Raw genomic sequence first — 19,661 nt, 5'->3', positions numbered from 1 at the left:
ACGCTTCCTCCTTGCTCAACTATGAGACAGGCGCCAATCCCACAGGCGCCCCAGACATAAGAACCCATGGACAGGACACACCCGTGACCATTGAACGGGTTGGCGATTTTCTGGAAGTTGACCTGCGTCGCATTTTCGTGTGGTTGAAGTCCGGTTTCAAGTTTACCATTGTAATCAGCTTATTATGCGCATTTGCGGCAGCGGCCTATGGCCTGCTTGCGCCCCGCTACTACTCTGTCAGCACGGATGTGATGGTTGGCCCTGTGAATATGCAGGTGATCAACAATGATCTTTATGCGCAACCAACGCAGCAAGGTGAGGGGCAAAGGCTAGCAGTTTCCAATCGTGCGCGCCTTATGACCTCAGGTAACGTGCTGATGCGCGTGGTGCAAAACCTCAAGCTCGGAGAGGACCCGGAATTTTACAAACCCGCAAGCCAGGGGTTCATTTCATCACTTTTAGGAAGCAGCAGCCCGCGAACAGCGCCGGATGTCAATCTTGCCGCTCTCAAGGTGTTGCAGACGAAGATTTCCCTAGATTTAGATGACCGGTCCTTCATCGTCAGACTTTCCGTCACCGCCCAATCGGTCGATAAAGCGATAGCAATTGCCAAGGCGATCATTGAGGCTTTCAATGCAGAATTGGCGAATACGGAATCGGAGACGGCAAGCAGAGCTGCAAAGGCGCTCGATGATCGTCTTACTGACCTGAAGAAAGACGCACTGGCGGCCGAAGAAGCTGTTGAAACCTACAAGCGCTCCCATGGCCTGGCAACCGGGGAGAACGGACAGCTCGTCAGCGTGCAAACCATGTCTCAAACCAACGCCCAAATCCTGGCGGCGCGTAACAGAGTCATCGAAGCTCAGACGAATTACAATACGCTGCTTCACGCAAGCGACAGTGCCGCAGCGACGATACCGGTGACATCCGACAGCCTCAGGGAACTGAAGTTGAGGGCGGGCGCTCTTGAACAACAGCTAAGCTCACTGCAGATGGTTTACGGCTTACGTCACCCGTCGATTGCGCGCACGCAAAGCGAATTGAACTCGGTTCGCGAGCAAATCAAGAACGAGCTTCAACGTGCGACCAACACCGCGCGCACAGAGCTGGACCGAGCCAATCAGGCATTGAAAAGCCTCAGTTCAAACATGGCTGACCTCGAGAAATCGACGTTCAACGATGCACAATCGCAGGTCGAACTGCGGGATCTTCAACGACAAGCGCAGGCAAGAACGGAGATTTACGAAAATTTCCTTGTGCGGGTTCGCCAGATTTCTGAGCGCGAGATGATTACGACGGATACCGTCAAAGTCGTTACCGCACCATTGCCGCCAAGCGGTCGTTCCTGGCCCCCCGGCACTCCTTTACTGTTCGTGGTTGGTGCAGTGCTCGGCCTGATTATCGGGATCGGCCTTTCCCTCATCCGCGGACTCTACGGCGACATCAACTCCAAATCCGTTACTCGAGTCGAAGAGTGAAGCCGTCCCGCCATCTTGTCTTTCATGTCCCCGCGCTGATCGGAGGCGGCGCAGAAAGAGTCTGTGTTCTGATGGCGAACGAGATGGCGCGCCGAGGCCACAAGGTGACATTGTTGGTCTGGAACAAGGACGGTCCTAATGCAGACATGGTGGATCACAAGGTCCGATTGGTAAGCCTGGATCTCGCAGCGCATCATGGCAAGTTCGGCAAGATCCGGACGCTACTGGGGGTCCTGAAAACCGGTTTGTTCTTGCGTCGCGAAAGTCCGGATGCTGTCTTCGCATACTTGGAGTTCGCCAATGCGCTGACTGCAATCTCCCTGCTTGCTGCAGGATCGCGGGCCTTGTTTTTTCCGTCCTATCATGCGGCTGCCGAACTGCAAGTGCGTGGGCTGGCTTATAAGGTGATCAAGTTATTTGATCGGCTCACGATAAAACGGGCAACCAGGGCGATCGGCGTCTCAGCGGGTATTGGACGCGACCTTGTGAAACGGGGCTTCGATCCAGGCAACGTGGTTGTCATCCATAACCCCGTCACTTGTCACGCGCGACTGAACCCCGAGCCTTACGCATGGGAAGCCGCACTGGCAGCCTTCGGCGCTGGCCCGGTCATCATCACGCTTGGTCGATTGGTCTCAGTCAAGGATCATCAAACTCTGCTCCGGGCCTTCAGCAGGCTAGCCCCTTCAAGGGCGGCGAAACTTGTGGTGTTTGGTGAGGGTCCTCTACTTTCGAACCTAGAGAGCCTCGCTTACTCTTTGGGCATATCTGATCGGGTTCTCTTTGCCGGCTATGTCAACGATCCAGCTGCCTGCTATGCATGCGGGGACATATTCGTTCTGTCTTCCAGAACAGAAGGTTTCGGTAACGCACTGGTCGAAGCCATGACATTTGGATTGTCCGTGGTTTCCACGGACGCGCCTTATGGGCCACGCGAAATTCTGGATCATGGCAAGTTTGGCGAACTTGTGCCCGTGGGTGATGCAGACGCACTGGCAAAGGCAATCGATAGAGCAATTGAAGCATCTCATGATCGCGAGGCGCTCAAAGCACGCGCACGTGACTTCGATATCACTGCCATTGGTGAACAGTACGAACGCCTTTGTTTCAATGTGCGCGGTTAGAGCATTTCCGGCAAACACCGGGTCAATTCTGTTTCTCGATTGGCGCGTACGATCCGGTGGTGAAACGGGTGAAGTTCGATGCTCCAGCATCGGGCGTCCGCCAATCGGAAACCCGCAAGGACAGACGCTTTTGCACCGATATCGGCGCCGAGCCACTCGACCGTATCAAGGGATATGCCTTTCTTATCTCGGCTTGATCTCGTCACAAAATCGCTCCGTCAGAATGATCCCGAGTTTGCCGGATATGCTCTAGCCCGTTGGTTCGGTGCTTCCTTAACGAGTGACGGAGCGAAAGCGAATGCTTCGTGATGAGTGGAGCAAACGTTTGAGACACATAATCAATCCGGTAGACAAGGTCATTGCGAACCGTGGCGCCGGCCCAATCTTGTCCTATCCGGTATAGCTAGGTGGCGCGCGTTAGGTGCTTGACTGCGCGGTAGGCATCCAGCCCCCAGGGCCCGAGCTCTCGACCAATTCCACTCGCCTTAAAGCCACCCCAAGCCGTATTGGGAAAGATAATCTGCGGACAATTAACCCACACGTGTCCGGCATCCAGTTGCTCCGCAACGGCGTTGGCCTCGTCAGGATCACTTCCGACCACAGTTGCCGCAAGGCCGAACTCCGTATCGTTCGACATGAGTATTGCCTCTTCTGTGCTGCCGAATTCGTTTATCGCCAAAACGGGCCCAAAGATCTCTTCGCGCCAAATGGGATGCTCCACAGGTACGTCCCTGTAGACAGTCGGCTCTACAAAAAAGCCTCCCCTCGCCTCGCGCACTTCTCCTCCGGTAAGGCAATGCAGATCGGTGCTGCGCGCCGTCTCAAACGTGGTCTTAACCTTTGTGAACTGTGCCTCCGTCGTCAGCGGACCCATTTGTGCTTCGGGCATATCATGCCCACCAACCACGATCGCCTTTGTCTTTGCAACCAAAGCATCGGTAAAGCGATCAGCAATTTTACTCGAAACCAAGAGCCTTGATGTTGCGGAGCACATCTGGCCACAGTTGTAAAATATGCCCGCAGCGGCGATTTCCACGGCCTGCGAAATGTCGGCATCCTCAAGGATGATAATCGGCGACTTTCCGCCGAGCTCAAGGGCCACCGGAATGGTTCGTTTCGCCGCGGCCGCCATCACTTGGGCGCCAGTGGCGTTCGACCCGGTGAAGGAAATTTTGCGCAAACGCTGATTAGCACATAGCGCCGCGCCGATATCACCAGCACCCGGGATGATATTCAGCACACCCGCTGGCAACCCGATTTCAGCAGCAATATCGCCATACACGAGCTCCGCCAGAGAGGTAAATTCAGATGGTTTTAGAACAGCTGTGCAGCCGGCCGCCAAGGCCGGCGCGAGTTTCCATGCAGTGGTAACCAGCGGAAAATTCCAGGCCACAATCAGCCCAACCGGGCCGATTGGCTCGAAGTACGTCGCACCATCGAACCCATCATGGCCCAGAATGACCGGCTTGCTCCGTTCGTCATCCAGAGTTTCGGCGAGTTCTGCGTAGTAATCGAAAGTCCCTGCGGCATCGTCTATGTCGATTTCCGCTTCAATCCTTGGCTTTCCATTGTTGAGCATCTGGAGGTTTACCAGATCGGGCTTCCTATCCCGGAGCCCACTGGCGAAAGATCTCAGAAAACGACCTCTCTCAATGCCGCTGCTTCGTCGCCAGGATAGGAAGGCTTTCGAGGCCGCCTCGGCAGCGGCAGCAACCTGTTCGAGGGAGGCTGGTGCAAACCGGGCAAAAGCCATGCTGGTTGACGGATCAATCGCTTGGATCGGAGTGCTCCCCTTGCCGCTCAACCATTCGCCATCAATGAATACTGTCCTGCTACGCTCCAGTAGGAGGGGCGCAATTTCAAGGTGCAAGGGTCGGGAAAAGGCCAAGCTCACGAGACACTCCTCTTTCTCGAAATACCGGGTGGCATGCGTTGGACAGTCATTCGACCCGCGCGACATCCACAATGCAATTCCGGTCAAGGATCTTCGATGTTCATTTGGCCATACATCAAGATTATGCGCTTTTCACTTCGGATAAAACAGAACAAACGGCAGCCGTATCTTCCGTCAAGACCAAGCAAATGACTGCAGAATCTGCTTTCTTCGATCAATGCCGTTAGGCAACTTCGTGGGATGTTGTGACGACACACGCAGGAGTTTGAGGGCAGCGCCAATGCTCTATGCAAGATCCTGAACGTTGAAAAGTTGCCTTATCTTCGCAGCCAACGAAATCTGAGGTTTTGTGGCGTCTTGGGGCGAAAGACGCAGTTTCTCCTCGATCAGTCGCCGCGAGAGGATCGTACTCATTTCGTCAGCGATCGCAGGCCGATCTTTCAGAAGTGAAGCAATGGCGTCCTGCCCAATTTCATAGACGACCAATGGGGTCAAAGCGGTGATGTTTCCCTTCTCTTCAGTACCGGTCAACAAGCCGCCTTCGCCGAGCCAGTCGCCGGGCGAAAGTCGCATCAATTCCGAACCTTCGCGATTGATGGAGACGATGCCAGAACGCAGGATGAGGATGCTCTTCATGATGTCGCCCTGACGGACAAGCACCTCGCCCTTGCGAAAGGTCCGCCGCACCATCGCAGAGCTCAGCGCTTCTTTCTCGTCCTCCGTCAGAGACACCAAAAGAGGCAGAGAGTTCAGCAGCCGCCATGCCGTACTGGGATGCGGTGTTTGCGATGCGCTGCTGCCTTCCGCGGAGGCAGCAGCCGAACCCGCCGCGTCTGCCAATTTCACTCCCTGAGCTTTGGCATGACGAAAGGCGAGATCAAAGACCTCGTTGTTCGCCCTTACCCCATCGCTCAAACTGGCGATCCTGAAACTCAGTTCGAGTTCGATCGCCTGTGCATCAATGCTACAAATTTTCACGAATGGAGAGGGAGTTTTGAGAATGAAGTTGGCGCCCTTCAATGCCGTCTCCATCAAGTCAACGGCCGCGGCTGGAGTTGTTAGGACCGCCAATCTCAGTTTAACGGAGACGCCATGGCTGACATCGGGGCTGCTGCGATTGACCAACTTGGCCTTTGCAAGACTGCTGTTCGGAATCGTGACCAGATCATTGGCGCCGTTGATCAGGTAGGTCGCGCGCCAATTGGTCTCAACCACACGCCCCTCGGAACCGTCGTCGACAACGATCCAGTCTCCAACCGAATACGGCCTACCGATATTGAGGGCAATGCCGGAGAAAACGTCACTTAGGGTGCTCTGCAGCGCCAGCCCCAAAATGATGGCAAAGACGCCGGAGGTTGCAACGAGAGTGCCAACAGGCACGCTGAGTACGTAGGAGATGCCCGAAAGGAAAGCTCCCACATAAATCAGTGCGACGACCAGATCCTGCAGAAGACGGGCCTCGCGCGGCTTACGCTCGAAGATCAGGAAGATACGGACAAGGCCCACCAAGCAGGCAGAACCGACCAGCCACCAGGCAGCCTTTGCGACCGACAGTGCGATCGTATCGACCGACATCGGCGCGACCGCGGCAGGCGCAAAGGGTGTGCTGCCATGGGCAAATAGGAAAACGCTCAGACAAGCAAACAGGATGGCACGGTTTAGCAACCGTAGGACCCTAAGGTTCTGGAAGAGGATCCAATTCGCGCCTGTGAACAGCAACAACATGCCGACCAGCTGGACCCCGACGTTATTGACTAAGTCGATCAGAGACAGTCCCACCTACTGCGAAGAATGAGCTGAGCGCGGCCTGAGCGCTTTACACTCCCAAATCGGCCACGAAATTGCTGTCACGCTAATATTTTCCCAAACTAACGGAAGTAAGTTCACTGTGAGTTTGTCACACTGAGCGCGTTTGCCGCGGCGACCAGGCGAGGAGTGTGTTGGCAGGCCGCTATTAGCGAGAAGGCTCGTAACGGAAGTAGGTCTGTTCTCTCTCTAAAAAAAACGGCGTTTAGTAAGGCTGACATATGGAGGGAGACTCGGTCTTCAGGTTCCTGATGACAAGGCCCGATTAAGGATGGTTAATTAAGCACCCCGAGAGATTCATTCATCCTCAATCATTTAACGAAATGAAAACAGTTGTATGTGATTTGTGCTATGTATTTCACCGGAGCATGATGATGTCGGGTCAAGCAATGAAGAGCGGGCGGGTTGAGCCGCGGGCAAATGCGTCCCGTTTTGGTAACGAAGCCGTGGAGGGGTTCTTGACCAAGGCAGAGCGCGCCAAGGTGATGGAGGAGGCTGCCAAGAAGCTTGAGGAACTGTTCGACGTCCTCCAGATCGACCATCGTAACGATCACAATATGCGCGACACGCCGACGCGCGTCGCAAAGATGTTTGTCGAGGAAATTCTGCATGGTCGCTTCGTAGCGCCACCGGCAATCACGGAATTTGAGAATGTCGAGAAGTGTGATCAGCTCATCGTAACAGGGCCGATTGAAGTAAGATCGACCTGCGCGCACCACTTGATGCCAATCTATGGCGAGTGCTACATCGGCATTGTTCCCTCGCCGGATGGAAAGATCATCGGTCTCTCCAAGTACGATCGACTGGTCGACTACTTCTCTTCGCGGTTCCAGATCCAAGAAGAGCTAGTCAAACAGATCGAACGCCATATTGTCGAAGCCACGGCGCCACGCGGCCTCGCAATCCGCATATCGGCAGTTCATATGTGCAAGACGCATCGCGGTGTGCGCGCAAGCCATAATGCGCGAATGGTTACCACAAGCTATTATGGAAGCATGGCAGAAGACCGTGACCTCAAGAACGAGTTCTTGCAGGAATGCGTTGGATTGCAACGATGAAGAATATCCAGGGATACAAGGCATGCGCCAGATGACCATGGCTGACCTGACCGCACCTTTGCGAGGTTCACCGTCTGCGATTTATCGGTCAACGAAAACGTACGACCACTCAGAAGGGCTGTCCTGCTGCTTTCGCCAATGGCGCGCGGAACATTCACACTGCAAATTGCTGCACGGCTACGCGCTAGCGTTCAAGTTCGTATTCGCAACATACGAACTTGATCAGCACAATTGGTGCTATGATTTCGGGGGCTTGAAGGAAGTGCGTAAATGGCTTCACGCACAATTTGATCACACGCTTGTTGTGTCGGAAGATGATCCCGAACTAGCCACATTCGTGGAACTCGAAAAAAAGGGGCTCGTCGACTTGCGCATCCTTCCGGCGGTGGGCTGCGAACAGACTGCACGGTTTTGTTATGAATATGTCGCAGCACTGATAGAGCGTGAGACGAAAGGGCGCGTATGGCTGGAGTCCGTCGAGGTCAGCGAGCACGGTGGCAATTCGGCGATTTTTTCCGTCTCGCGATAATTGCCGGCCGCCTCACCTCCCCCGGTTCCGTTTGTATAAAGGACTGAAAAGATGAAGATCACACGGCGCACACTCAATGTCGGCCTCCTCGGAGCTGCGGGCCTCTTCCTCAGCGGCACCGCACATTCCCAGTCGAAACCCATCCTGACCATTGATGGCTTGATCAGCAAGAATACCGTCGATGGAACCGCGACGTTTGATCGAGCAGGTCTTGAAGCGCTTGGCGTTGAATCCTTTGAGACGAAATGTCCCTGGTATACTGGCCCCGTCAAGTTCGAAGGGCCGCTGATGTCGCGTGTGCTCGATCATGTCGGCGCCACCGGCAAGACGCTAGTCGTTCAAGCTTTGAACGACTACTCGACCGAAATTCCGATTGAGGACTTCAAGCGATTTCGCGTCATCCTGGCAATGAAACGTGACGGGGAGTACATGCCGGTGCGCGACAAGGGGCCGTTGTTCATTGTCTACCCTTACGACAGCGACCCTGAATTGCAGAGCCAGTTATACTACAAGCGATCTGCCTGGCAAGTTGCCCGAATGACTGTAAAATAATAATACTGTCCCAGACAGGCACGCGGAGGTGGGCGTTATGGGGCCAAACCGAGTCATTAGATCTCTCCTTATTGGCCTCGTCGTTGTCTTCTTCACCCTGGCGATCTACGTTATTATTCTCATTCGCGAGCATCAAAACGAGACGCAGCAGCTTTCCAATTACAACATTGCCTGGATCACCAGTCAGGCGTCCGTCGAGATCACCCGCTTCGCTCAGCGGGTGACAGCCTTCAGCTCTGGTAACCGAGATGTGGATGAAGACGAAGTCCAGCTGCGATTGGACATCCTTGTCAACCGGATCGAGACTTTAAAATCTGCGGCCCTGCAGAGCTTTCTTGACGCCGATCCGCAAAGACGGAAGTTCGTGGACGATCTGGACAAGACTGTCCGAAAGATTGATGGCCTGATGCCTTCCATTGCGGATCCGAAGGTATCGGTCGAAATAGTGAAACTGATTGATCCGCTTGATCGGCGCGCGCCGAACTTGGCGTCTGCGGCCTATACCTACACAAGCGACACGCTCGTCGAGCACCAACTCACGCTGAAAAGCCTGCAGATTTTGTTCATTGACATGGTTGGCGGCCTCATCGCCTGCGGCTTGGGGTTGATTGTATTCCTTGTCTATCAAAATCGTCTGGCCAACAAAGCCTCTCGCGCACTGGAACTACTGACAGGCGACTTGCGCGTCTCTCGTGATGAACTCGTAAAAGCGCAGGCCGACCTTGAAGCACGCAACACCGATCTCAAAATCCAAAACCAGACTTTGCTGATTCGAGACATTCAGTTGCGTACGCAAAACGATCGTTTTGATGCCGCATTGAACAATATGAGCCACGGGCTCCTTATGCTCGACAGCGCGGGCCGGCTTGACGTCTGTAACTCACGTTTTTGCGAAATTATGGAGCTTGAACGCGACGACCTGAGAATCGGCATCAGCTTCGTCGAACTAAGGGATGGCATCCAAAGCAAATTTGCCGAATCCATTCGTGTTTTCCAAGCCGTCATGCGGGCCACAGCCGAACATGCCACCGAAGGCGGCGCAACCCGCTTTCTCCACAACTGCGAAGATGGCAGAACTTTGCTGTCACTTTGCGAACGTCTCCCGAACGGCGGATGGATCGCGACGTTTGAGGATGTCACCGAACGGCGTCGCGTCGAAGCGCGTGTCGAGTACATGGCACGTTTCGATGTTCTCACCGATTTGCCGAACCGAGCAACCTTTATCGAGGTATTGCAGGATGCCTTGTCAAAGATGGACGATCGCAACGAGGTGCAGTTTGGGTTGTTGTGGCTGGATCTCAATAGCTTCAAGGCCGTGAACGATAACCTTGGCCATGATGCCGGCGACAAAGTGCTGCAGATTATGGCCGATCGTCTTCGACTGTGCGCAGATCAACACGATACCGTATCACGCTTTGGCGGTGACGAATTCGCAATCCTAAGGCGCGGAGTACGCGATAGCGGCGACATGGCGGCCTTCGCCGAGCGCGTCATGGAGGCGCTATCGAAACCGTTCATTGTGCAAGGGCGCGAAATTCCACTGGGTTGCAGCATCGGGATGACGCTTGCGCCGCTTGACGGCATCGATCCGCAGCAACTTTTGAAAAATGCTGATCTTGCTCTGTACCGGGCGAAGGCAAACCGGCAGGGAATGTATTGCTTCTACGAACCCAAGATGGATCAGAGCGAAGAGATGCGGCTGGCGATGGAACTCGACCTGCGTCAAGCCTTGGCCAAGGATCAACTCGAAGTCTTCTATCAGCCAATTGCTGAGATTTCGTCTGGTAAGACAATTGGTTATGAGGCACTTGTACGATGGCTGCATCCTGTTCGAGGATATATTTCGCCAGCGATCTTCATTCCGATGGCCGAGGAAATTGGCCTCATTACAGCCATTGGGGAATGGGTTCTGCGTCGTGCCTGCAGTGACGCGGCAAATTGGTCGGACACAGTCAGCATTTCCGTCAACGTTTCGACCGTGCAGTTGAAGTATGGCCACATCGCACGGACCGTGGAAGGTGCGCTGGAGAGTTCCGGATTGGCACCGTCGCGGCTCATTCTCGAACTCACCGAGTCCGCACTCGTGGGCGATAATGCAGATACCCTCAAAATTCTGACGGAACTGAAAAGGTTCGGCGTGTGTCTGGCCTTGGACGATTTCGGAACAGGCTACTCGTCTCTCAGTTACCTGCGGAACTTCCCGTTCGATAAGGTAAAGATAGACAAGTCATTCATTGACGAAATCAACGACAACCCAGACTGTCTAGCTATCGTCGAAGCTATCGTGCGCCTGTGCGGCATCCTCAAAATGGGCACCACCGCCGAGGGCGTTGAAACGCAAGCCCAACTCGACCTGCTAGCGTCCATCGGATGCGAACTCGTTCAGGGATACCTGATTGGCCGTCCTATGCCTCTCAACGCACCGTCTGGGCCCGACAGACCGCATGTGTCCGCAGCATAACAATACGCTTAGTTCAGAGAGTGGCGCGCGGCAACTGCTTATATATGCGCCGGCTAATTCCAAGCTGGCAATCACGTGAGTTTCGCATTCACTCAAGCGTCGGGATAGCGGAGTCGATATCGTTATTTCGCCGAAATCGATCTGTCCCCGTGCATTACCAATCCCGAACTCAGGGGCATCCCGTCCTGCACGAAATCCGGATATTTTTCCCTGATCACATCAATGATTGAGAGCGTACCGGAAAGATGCACCCGGAGCGCCTTGGCTGCTGCTTCGACGTCCCCCAGCCGGATCGCATCTATAATACGACGATGATCCGCCAGAAGGGAGATCATCTTGCCAGGCATTGGAAGATTGAGCCGCCGCAGCCTGTCCAAATGACCGCTCTGGTCCCGAATTACCCTCCAGAGGAGAGAGTTGCCGCTGCCTTCATAAAGAATACGGTGGAACTCGCGGTCCAGGCTATCAAACCTGTCGTAAGTGCTTTGATCCGCCACGGCCTCCTGCTGCCGCAGCACCATCTCCATCGCGTCCGCGGTTTCCTTTGGCGCCTGCAAAGACAAACGACGTATCGCCTCAAGCTCGACTGAAAGCCGCAGAAACTGAGCTTGTCGCGCATGGTTGACGTCGATGCGGGACACCCGCGTTGCATATTGGGGAAAGATATCGACCAGCCCGTCCTCTTGGAGACGCAGAAGCGCATCACGCACCGGAGTTTGGCTGACACCGAATTCCTCCTGCAGTACCGACCTGGACAGCACCGCACCCGGCTCCAGTGAAACGGAGAGAATCCGCTCCTTCAGGATCTCATAGACCTGAACCGCGACCTGTCGCGATCTATCCAGGACAAGAGGACCGGCTTTAACCGCCATTCGAACACTCCGATTGAGACCGAATTCTCCTAGCAGCTTTTCATCATTGATGCACTGATGTTTTAGTGTATCAATGTCCCGGCGCAGGAGGGGCGCGACATCTTTGGCGATCTAGCAGTTCGCACATGGCTCCTGGAGGATGCTATCCGCCGCCCACTCCTCGACAGGGAATTGGCTTAGCCACCGGCGGTGCTTAGATTCGGAACACGGACATGACAAAGACAAAAGACCAATTGAGATCAGCCCGGTGGTTCGCGCCGGATGACCTCAGAAGTTTTGGCCACCGCTCGCGTATGATGCAGCTTGGCTATGACGAGGAGGATTTTCGCGACAAGCCGATCATCGGCATCCTCGACACCTGGTCGGAGCTGAACTCCTGCCACGCCCATTTTCCGGAACGGGTAAAGGAAGTGAAGCGCGGCGTGCTGCAGGCGGGTGGCTTCCCGGTGCAGATGCCGTCGCTCTCCGTGGACGAGAGCAACACCAAGCCGACCTCGATGCTCTACCGCAATATGCTGGCGATGGAGACGGAGGAAATGATCCGCTCGCATCCGCTCGATGGCGTCGTTCTGATGGGCGGTTGCGACAAGACCACGCCCGGTCTTGTCATGGGCGCGATCTCGGCCGGTGTGCCGATGATCTATCTGCCGGCCGGACCGATGATCCGCGGCAATTATGCCGGCAAGATCCTGGGCTCAGGCTCCGACGCCTGGAAGTACTGGGACGAGCGCCGCGCCGGTAATCTGTCCGAGGCCGAATGGATCGGCATCCAGGGTGGCATTGCCCGCTCGGCCGGCACCTGCATGACCATGGGGACCGCCAGCACCATGACAGCCATTGCCGATGCGCTCGGTCTGACGCTGCCGGGTGCCTCCTCGATACCGGCCGTCGATTCCGGTCACCAGCGCATGGCCTCTGCCTGTGGCCGCCGCATTGTCGAGATGGTGTGGGAGGATCTGACACCCGACCAGATCGTGACGGAAGCGGCTTGTCGCAATGCCGCGATCGTGGCCATGGCCACCGGCTGTTCCACCAATGCCGTCGTTCATCTAATCGCCATTGCCCGTCGCGCCGGCGTGCCCCTGACGCTTGACGACCTCGACGCGCTGGGTCGCGTCACACCACTGATCGCCAATGTCCGCCCCTCCGGCAAAGATTACCTGATGGAGGATTTCTATTATGCTGGCGGTTTGCGTGCGTTGATGCACCAGATCCGGGAGCGGTTGGATTGCACGGCGTTGACGGTGACGGGCAAGACCATGGGCGAAAACCTGGAAGGCGCGCAGGTCTATAACCACGACGTCATCCGGCCACTCTCCAACCCGGTCTATGAGGAAGGTTCGCTCGCCGTGCTGCGCGGCAATCTCTGCCCCGATGGTGCCGTCATAAAGCCGGCCGCCTGCGATCCAAAATACCATATCCATCAAGGACCAGCGCTCGTCTTCGACAGCTATCCCGAGATGAAGAAGGCCGTGGACGACGAAAACCTGGATATTACCCCTGACCATGTCATGGTTCTGCGCAATGCCGGACCGCTCGGAGGGCCCGGCTTCCCCGAATGGGGCATGCTGCCGATCCCGAAGGCGCTGATCAAACAAGGCCACCGCGACATGCTGCGCATTTCGGACGCCCGCATGTCTGGAACATCCTATGGAGCCTGCGTGCTGCATGTCTCGCCGGAAAGTTTCATCGGTGGGCCGCTTGCTCTTCTAAAGACCGGTGACATCGTCCGTCTCGATCTTCCGAACCGCAACCTGGACATGCTGGTCAGCGACGAAGAGTTGGCGGCGCGCAAGGCGGCCTGGAAGGCTCCGGAACCCCGGTTCCAACGCGGATGGGGCTGGCTGTTCTCCCGCCACGTGACCCAGGCCGATCAGGGCTGCGACTTCGACTTCCTGCAGAGCGACTTCGGCAAAACGGCCGGCGAACCCGACATCTACTAATTCAGAGGCTCTTCCTATGACGACCGATTACGTTCTTTCAGACGCTACCCGCGCCAAGTTCAAGAAGATCTCCACCGCCTCTATCGCGACGGCACTTTACAAGCGAGGGCTTCGCAACCAGTTCATTCAGGGCGTGGTTCCGGTGGCGCCAAAGCGCGAAACCATGGTCGGTCAGGCCTTTACCCTGCGCTACATCGTCGCCCGCGAGGATCGGAACCCGATCACCGTGTTCCGTAACCCGGATCACAAGCAGCGCGTTGCCATCGAGACCTGCCCGGCCGGTCACGTGCTGGTCATGGACGCGCGCAAGGATACGCGCGCTGCCACGGCAGGTTCGATCCTGATCACAAGGCTGGCTCTGCGTGGCGCTGCCGGTGTCGTATCCGATGGCGGTTTCCGTGATGCCGAAGGCATCGGCGCGCTCGACATGCCCGCCTATTACGCCAAGCCATCAGCTCCGACCAATCTGACGCTGCATGAGGCAATCGACATCAACGTGCCGATTTCCTGCGGTGATGTCGCCGTCTTTCCCGGCGATGTTCTGGTCGGCGACGGTGATGGCGTGATGGTCATCCCCGCTCATCTGGCGGAAGAGATCGCCGAGGAATGCACGGGCATGGAAAGCTACGAGGATTTTGTGCTGGAGCAGGTCAAGGCTGGAGCGGGGATCATCGGGCTCTACCCCGGCACCAAGGATGAATATCAGGAGATGTACAAGGCTTGGCGTGAGAAGAACGGTCGCTAGTTAAACGTGCTGCTTCCGGCACAAAATCATATAATCTACGCTCACCCGGATCGTATGGTCCGGGTGGCCAGCAAAGACAAGTGCGGATTATCTACATCCGGTGGGCAAGGGCAATGGCATCCGCCGCTTCTTCGCAACGGTCGGTTAGCCTGCTGGTTGCCACACGCAGATGGTGGCTTGGCAGGACAGAAAACTTGGCTCCCGGCACCACAGCGATATTGCGAGCAGCCAGCGTAACCATGGCAAACGGCTCAGACTCCACGGGGACCCAAAGGCACAATCCGCTGCCAGCTTCTGTTTCGACACCACGACTGGACAATGCTTCGGCCAGGCGGTTTCGCCGCAACTGATAGATTTCCCGCGCCCTCGCCACAAGATCCGTGGTCTCAGCATCCTTAAGCAGCCAGGCGACGGCACCCTGCAGCAGGCGACTTGTCCAGCCGGCGCTGAAGGCACGATAGGACTGGATCTGCTCGACGATCGACAGCGAGCTTGAGAGAACGGCAAGCCGGAGATCCGGCCCAAGCGTCTTCGAATAAGACAAAATTCGCACCGTCCGGTCCGGAAAGCGTCCGCCTAAGGAGGTCGGTGTTGCAGAGGAAATGTCGGCGATACCGTCATCCTCAATGATCAATGTGTCGCTCTCCGCAAGTAGGTCACCCAATGCCTTCATTCGCTCAGCGCTGACCGTTCGCCCCGTGACGGAATGCAGGCGCGACTGGAAGAGAAAGGCCGCCGGGCGTTCGGCCAAAGCCTGGCGCAGGCTCTCGGGAGTCGGTCCTTCCTGATCCGAAACGACAGGCACGATCCGAACGCCCAGATCTTCGAGAATATCGAGAATGCGCATTGCTGTTGGATGCTCGACGGCTACCACAGAACCCGGCAGCAGCAACGCGCGCACTGTTGCATAGACGGCATTATACCCACCATTTGTGGCCAGAAAGGCTTCGGGTACGTAGGGCCAGGTCTCCTCGACCGCATCGCGCAGTTCCGGCACGATGCGGCTTCGCTCGTAACTGTTGAGGTCACTGATCGTAGCTCCATAGGCGAGGGCCCTGCCGAGCGGTGGCAACAGCGTGACGTCAGGTACGGCCATGGAAAGGTCGAGAACCCCCGCCGCATAATTACCGGAGCTCGCCAAACGCTCCGGCTTTGCCACGAAGCGCTCGCCACTCACCCAGGTGCCGTTTCGCCCGCGACCGGTGATGATCTTCTGTCGCCTGAGTTCGCTCCATGCTTCGGAGATGGTGGCTGGGCTCACCTTCAGTTCATAGGCGAGATCACGGATCGGCGGCAGCCGTGAGCCAACTGGCAACACACCCGCCCGTACGAGGGCGCTGGTCTCCAAGGCGATTCCCCGCTGCGTTCGATTGGTGATTTTTTTGGCAAGCCAGTTCGCACTCGCAATATCGCCCATTTTTATGCCACCTATAAATGTTCAATAACGTAATAACATTTGTCAGCGTATGGATGAACATTTAATTTCCATTCATCGACATTGTAGTGAGCACCGAAAATGCCTCTGAAACTGCGCCTTGCCTTGCGTGACTGGGATTATATGACCCCTCTGGTTCTGGGAGACGTCGCCTCCCCTCGCCTGGACATAGAAGTGGACCGGGTCGGAACGCTAGTCGCCAACATTGCCAAGGACGAAGCGCATGACGCAGCAGAAATGTCCTTCAGCCGTTATGCGCAACTGCGCCATGACGGAGACGACAGTGTTGTCGGCATTCCCAACTTCATCATGCGCGGCTTTCGTCATCGCTGCATCATTACTGCGAAGACGAGCCCAATCCGCACGCTTTCGGACCTCGCAGGCAAGAAGATCGGTGTGACCGGCTGGCGCGACTCCGGAAATACTTGGACCCGCGCCGCACTCCGCCGCGAAGGGGTCGGCGTCGAGGATGCCATGTGGTATGCTGGCCGCCTGACAGAAGCCCACCCGATCACCGATCGCCTCGATGGTTTCGGACGACCCGGCCGTATCGAGGCTGCACCCGGCGAGCGCCCTATGGTGGACCTTCTGCTGGATGGTGGCCTTGATGCCGTCTTCACACCCTTCATGCCCAAGGGCTTTTTCGATCAGGAGTCGCCCTTCCGGCAGGTGCTGGACGACTACCGCGCCTCGGAAGTCGCCTACTTCAACGATGTCGGTTACGTTCCGGGCATGCACCTGATTGGCTTCAAGGCTGAACTCGTCAAGGAACATCCCTGGATCATGGATGAAGTCAGTTCGCTGATCGATGAGTCTCAGCGCTTGTGGCTCGATAAGCGTGAGAAATACGCCGACACGACGCCCTGGATGATCGATGAGTTGCGCCGCTGCGCCTCCGATTTGCCGCCGAACTGGAATGTCAGCGGGCTTGCCGAAAACGAGACGATGATTTCCGATTTCGCCACCGAACTTTACGAACAGAAGATCCTGAGCCGGCGACTGACGCCTGCGGACCTCTTCCCCGTGCAGGCGGGGAAACACTGACCCTATCCTCGCCCCAGAACCGGGACACGACAATTCAGGCATAGAAAAAGGGAACAGCACATGAATGCCAAACTGATTGCCTCCGCCGCATTGATGAGCTTGTTGGTCGGCGGCCACGCTCTTGCCCAAGATGCAGCCATTCCGAAGCAGACCGTGAACGAGCAGCTTCGCGCCCGTCTGCCGGAAAAGATCCGTACCGAAGGCAAGATGATCTCCGTCAACAACGGCTCGTTCCCGCCTTACGAAATCGTGACGGGCACGAAGATGGAAGGCGCCAGCGAGGACCTGTCTCAGGCCATCGCCCAGCTTCTCGGCATTAAGATCGAACACGCGACGGTCGGCGGCCTGCCGGCGGAACTGACCGGCATCAATGCCGGCCGGTACCAGTTCGCCATCGGACCGGTCGGCGATTTCAAGAGCCGTGAAGAGGCTAACGATTTCGTGGACTGGGTTCAGGAATTCGTCGTATTTGCGGTCCAGAAGGGTAACCCGCAGGGCATTACCTCTCTCGATACCGCCTGTGGCAACCGCATCGCCGTGATGTCTGGCGGTTCGGCGGAACGCGTCATTCAGGTGCAGGCGGAAAAGTGCAAGACCGACGGCAAGAAACCCATCGAAATCCAGTCCTACACGGATCAGCCAAGCTCAATCCTCGCTGTCCGTTCCAAACGCGCTGATGCGTTCTTCTCCTCCCAGGCCCCACTGACCTATTTCGTCGCCCAAGCCAACGGCCAGCTTGAACTCACGGGCGTCGGCCAGAAGAACGGCTTTGAAGATCTCTTCCAGGGTGCCGTAGTGCAGAAGGGTTCAGAGCTTGGCCCGCTTCTGAACGACACGATCAAGGTGCTGATGGACAACGGCACCTATGCGGCCATCATGAAGAAGTGGGGACTTGAGAACAACATGATCAAGCAGCCCGGCATCAACCTCGGGGGCCAGCTGCCGAAATGAGTGATCGCACCGCCTCGAATGCACCGCCTTCGGGCGGTGCGGAATTCCGCGATGTGGCCACTGCCCACACTCCGTTTCAGACGGGACGGCTGATGCTCTGGGTGGTCGTCATTCTCGTGGTCGCGAACTTTGCCTGGATCGTTGCCAATAACGAAAACTTCGGCTGGCCTGTTGTCGCCAAGTACTTCTTCGATCCCGTCGTGATCAGCGGTCTCTATGTCAGCCTGGGCCTCACCGTCATCGGCATGATCCTGGGCGTTGTATTTGGGCTCCTGATTGCGATTGCCCGCATGTCCAGTGACCGGCTTGCCAGCTCTTTCGCTTCGTTGTTCATCTGGTTCTTTCGGGGCACGCCGCTGCTGGTGCAACTGATCTTCTGGTACAACATGTCGACGCTGTTTCCACGGCTGTCGCTCTCCATTCCCTTTGGCCCCACACTCATGAGTTGGGACACCAACTCGGTCATCACCCCGATGACGGCGGCAATCGTGGGGCTGGCACTCAACGAAGCGGCTTACATGGCGGAAATCATTCGCGGCGGGCTTCTCTCGGTCGATCGCGGCCAGTCTGAAACCGCTCAGGCCTTCGGCATGACGCGGGCTCGCGCGCTGTGGCGCATCATCATCCCGCAGGCCATGCGCTCGATTGTGCCGCCAACCGGCAACCAGTTGATCAGCATGATCAAGGCAACCTCGCTCGTCAGCGTCATTGCCATGGCCGACCTGCTCTACTCGGTGCAGTCGATCTATAACCGCACCTTCGAAATCATCCCGATGCTGCTTGTCGCGGTCATCTGGTATCTGCTGATCACAACTGTCCTCAACATCGGCCAGAGCTATATCGAAGCCTATTACGGCCGCAGCGACCGCCGCAATGCCGGCGCAGTCAAACCCGCTGCCGTGACCGAGGAGGCAAGCCATTGACCGCTTCCCAATCCCAAAAGCCGCTCGTGGAAGCGCGCAATGTCCACAAATCCTTCGATCAGCTGGAAGTGTTGAAGGGCATTGATCTGGATGTCATGCCCGGCGAGGTGGTGGTGATCCTTGGGCCATCAGGCTCCGGCAAATCCACCTTTCTTCGCTGCATCAATCATCTGGAAGCCATCCAGAGGGGCTACATCCAGGTAGACGGCGAGCAGATCGGCTATGCGCTGCGCAAGGGACGGCTCGAAAAACTCTCGCCGAACGGCATCGCCAGACAGCGCCGCAAGATCGGCATGGTGTTTCAGCAGTTCAATCTCTACCCGCATATGACGGTGCTGCAGAACATCATCGAGGCCCCGATCGGCATTCACGGCGAAAGCCGTAAGGACGCCATCGCCAATGCCATGCGCCTTCTGGAACGAGTTGGCCTTTCGGAAAAGGCCGAGAACTATCCGCGGCAGCTTTCCGGCGGACAACAGCAGCGCGTTGCGATTGCCCGCGCCCTTGCTATCAAGCCGAAGCTGATGCTGTTCGACGAGCCGACATCCGCGCTCGATCCGGAGCTCGTCGGCGAAGTGCTCGCAACCATGCGAGATCTCGCAAAGCAAGGCCTCACCATGATCGTCGTCACCCACGAGATTGGTTTTGCCCGAGAGGCAGCCGATCGCGTCGTCTTCATGGATGGCGGTCACATCATCGAGATGGGCAAGCCGGAAGACGTCATCGGCAACCCGCAACATCCCCGTACACAGGCCTTCCTGTCACGCTTCCTGTAAGCGGACATCTGGTTTCCTCCCCACCTTGACGCCGGCCTCACCGCCGGCGTTCTTTTCTCTCAGCCGGAAG

16 protein-coding genes are annotated in these 19,661 nt (G+C 56.6%); 12 read left to right on the top strand and 4 right to left on the bottom strand.

All coding sequences use genetic code 11. The features are described 5' to 3' along the window. The first annotated feature begins 83 nt into the window (after nucleotides 1–83). Both Q2T52_RS11910 and Q2T52_RS11905 read left to right on the top strand, forming a co-directional pair. Nucleotides 84–1,478 (top strand): GumC family protein, encoded by a 1,395-nt coding sequence (locus Q2T52_RS11910; protein ID WP_302076957.1) that lies wholly within the window; start codon nucleotides 84–86, stop codon nucleotides 1,476–1,478. Continuing rightward, entirely contained in the window at nucleotides 1,475–2,602 is a 1,128-nt protein-coding gene (locus Q2T52_RS11905) for a glycosyltransferase (protein ID WP_302076956.1), read from the top strand. Before Q2T52_RS11910 ends, Q2T52_RS11905 begins: the two co-directional genes overlap by 4 nt. Before the next feature lie 403 nt (nucleotides 2,603–3,005). Here Q2T52_RS11905 and Q2T52_RS11900 read toward each other — a convergent pair whose 3' ends face one another. Together Q2T52_RS11900 and Q2T52_RS11895 are read right to left on the bottom strand one after the other, a co-directional pair. Then, nucleotides 3,006–4,496, bottom strand: coding sequence for an aldehyde dehydrogenase family protein (locus Q2T52_RS11900; protein ID WP_302076955.1), 1,491 nt, complete (start codon nucleotides 4,494–4,496; stop codon nucleotides 3,006–3,008). 285 nt (nucleotides 4,497–4,781) lie between these two features. Beyond that, nucleotides 4,782–5,915: a cyclic nucleotide-binding domain-containing protein gene (locus tag Q2T52_RS11895; RefSeq protein WP_367187304.1), complete on the bottom strand. Its 1,134-nt coding sequence runs from the start codon at nucleotides 5,913–5,915 to the stop codon at nucleotides 4,782–4,784. A gap of 845 nt (nucleotides 5,916–6,760) precedes the next feature. Between Q2T52_RS11895 and folE the strand changes: the two genes are divergently transcribed. From folE to Q2T52_RS11875, 4 genes are read left to right on the top strand one after another with little or no spacing between them, the layout of a single operon-like run. Beyond that, nucleotides 6,761–7,360, top strand: coding sequence for a GTP cyclohydrolase I (gene folE, locus Q2T52_RS11890; RefSeq protein WP_302076954.1), 600 nt, complete (start codon nucleotides 6,761–6,763; stop codon nucleotides 7,358–7,360). 22 nt (nucleotides 7,361–7,382) lie between these two features. After that, nucleotides 7,383–7,889 carry a 6-pyruvoyl trahydropterin synthase family protein gene (locus Q2T52_RS11885; protein WP_302076953.1) on the top strand — a complete coding sequence of 169 codons (507 nt, stop codon included), beginning with the start codon at nucleotides 7,383–7,385 and terminating at the stop codon, nucleotides 7,887–7,889. 51 nt (nucleotides 7,890–7,940) lie between these two features. Then, nucleotides 7,941–8,441: a putative pterin-binding protein gene (locus tag Q2T52_RS11880; RefSeq protein WP_302076952.1), complete on the top strand. Its 501-nt coding sequence runs from the start codon at nucleotides 7,941–7,943 to the stop codon at nucleotides 8,439–8,441. A gap of 37 nt (nucleotides 8,442–8,478) precedes the next feature. Beyond that, nucleotides 8,479–10,902 carry a putative bifunctional diguanylate cyclase/phosphodiesterase gene (locus Q2T52_RS11875; RefSeq protein WP_302076951.1) on the top strand — a complete coding sequence of 808 codons (2,424 nt, stop codon included), beginning with the start codon at nucleotides 8,479–8,481 and terminating at the stop codon, nucleotides 10,900–10,902. Nucleotides 10,903–11,024: 122 nt separating this feature from the next. Here Q2T52_RS11875 and Q2T52_RS11870 read toward each other — a convergent pair whose 3' ends face one another. Continuing rightward, on the bottom strand, nucleotides 11,025–11,774 hold the full coding sequence (locus Q2T52_RS11870; protein ID WP_302076950.1) for a GntR family transcriptional regulator: 750 nt from the start codon (nucleotides 11,772–11,774) through the stop codon (nucleotides 11,025–11,027). A gap of 212 nt (nucleotides 11,775–11,986) precedes the next feature. Here Q2T52_RS11870 and araD point away from each other — a divergent pair, with 212 nt between their 5' ends. Then, entirely contained in the window at nucleotides 11,987–13,717 is a 1,731-nt protein-coding gene (gene araD, locus Q2T52_RS11865) for an L-arabinonate dehydratase (RefSeq protein WP_302076949.1), read from the top strand. Between the two features lie 16 nt (nucleotides 13,718–13,733). Continuing rightward, nucleotides 13,734–14,462, top strand: coding sequence for a ribonuclease activity regulator RraA (locus tag Q2T52_RS11860; protein ID WP_302076948.1), 729 nt, complete (start codon nucleotides 13,734–13,736; stop codon nucleotides 14,460–14,462). A 91-nt stretch (nucleotides 14,463–14,553) separates the two neighbouring features. Here Q2T52_RS11860 and Q2T52_RS11855 read toward each other — a convergent pair whose 3' ends face one another. Continuing rightward, on the bottom strand, nucleotides 14,554–15,879 hold the full coding sequence (locus Q2T52_RS11855) for an aminotransferase-like domain-containing protein (protein WP_302076947.1): 1,326 nt from the start codon (nucleotides 15,877–15,879) through the stop codon (nucleotides 14,554–14,556). A gap of 99 nt (nucleotides 15,880–15,978) precedes the next feature. Here Q2T52_RS11855 and Q2T52_RS11850 point away from each other — a divergent pair, with 99 nt between their 5' ends. The 4 genes from Q2T52_RS11850 to Q2T52_RS11835 are packed head-to-tail and all read left to right on the top strand — an operon-like array spanning nucleotide 15,979 to nucleotide 19,591. Continuing rightward, entirely contained in the window at nucleotides 15,979–16,941 is a 963-nt protein-coding gene (locus Q2T52_RS11850; protein ID WP_302076946.1) for a substrate-binding domain-containing protein, read from the top strand. Between the two features lie 60 nt (nucleotides 16,942–17,001). Next, a complete protein-coding gene (locus Q2T52_RS11845) occupies nucleotides 17,002–17,892 on the top strand; it encodes an ABC transporter substrate-binding protein (protein WP_302076945.1) in 891 nt (296 codons plus the stop codon). Further along, complete coding sequence (locus Q2T52_RS11840; RefSeq protein WP_302076944.1) at nucleotides 17,889–18,815, top strand: amino acid ABC transporter permease; 927 nt, start codon at nucleotides 17,889–17,891, stop codon at nucleotides 18,813–18,815. Before Q2T52_RS11845 ends, Q2T52_RS11840 begins: the two co-directional genes overlap by 4 nt. After that, complete coding sequence (locus Q2T52_RS11835; RefSeq protein ID WP_302076943.1) at nucleotides 18,812–19,591, top strand: amino acid ABC transporter ATP-binding protein; 780 nt, start codon at nucleotides 18,812–18,814, stop codon at nucleotides 19,589–19,591. The genes Q2T52_RS11840 and Q2T52_RS11835 overlap by 4 nt, the downstream gene beginning before the upstream one ends. The last annotated feature ends 70 nt before the right edge of the window (nucleotides 19,592–19,661 follow it).

The organism is Rhizobium oryzicola (genome assembly GCF_030504645.1).
GTDB classification, from domain to species: Bacteria; Pseudomonadota; Alphaproteobacteria; order Rhizobiales; family Rhizobiaceae; genus Neorhizobium; species Neorhizobium oryzicola.
This window is presented reverse-complemented; position numbering and strand designations above follow the sequence as displayed.

Excerpts from the sequence above, each read along its gene's own strand:
- Q2T52_RS11845 (WP_302076945.1), top strand. The coding sequence starts at position 17,002 with ATGAATGCCAAACTGATTGCCTCCGCCGCATTGATGAGCTTGTTGGTC.
- Q2T52_RS11875 (WP_302076951.1), top strand. The coding sequence starts at position 8,479 with ATGGGGCCAAACCGAGTCATTAGATCTCTCCTTATTGGCCTCGTCGTT.
- Q2T52_RS11870 (WP_302076950.1), bottom strand. The coding sequence starts at position 11,774 with ATGGCGGTTAAAGCCGGTCCTCTTGTCCTGGATAGATCGCGACAGGTC.
- Q2T52_RS11855 (WP_302076947.1), bottom strand. The coding sequence starts at position 15,879 with ATGGGCGATATTGCGAGTGCGAACTGGCTTGCCAAAAAAATCACCAAT.
- Q2T52_RS11880 (WP_302076952.1), top strand. The coding sequence starts at position 7,941 with ATGAAGATCACACGGCGCACACTCAATGTCGGCCTCCTCGGAGCTGCG.
- Q2T52_RS11885 (WP_302076953.1), top strand. The coding sequence starts at position 7,383 with ATGCGCCAGATGACCATGGCTGACCTGACCGCACCTTTGCGAGGTTCA.
- araD (WP_302076949.1), top strand. The coding sequence starts at position 11,987 with ATGACAAAGACAAAAGACCAATTGAGATCAGCCCGGTGGTTCGCGCCG.
- Q2T52_RS11840 (WP_302076944.1), top strand. The coding sequence starts at position 17,889 with ATGAGTGATCGCACCGCCTCGAATGCACCGCCTTCGGGCGGTGCGGAA.
- Q2T52_RS11850 (WP_302076946.1), top strand. The coding sequence starts at position 15,979 with ATGCCTCTGAAACTGCGCCTTGCCTTGCGTGACTGGGATTATATGACC.
- Q2T52_RS11860 (WP_302076948.1), top strand. The coding sequence starts at position 13,734 with ATGACGACCGATTACGTTCTTTCAGACGCTACCCGCGCCAAGTTCAAG.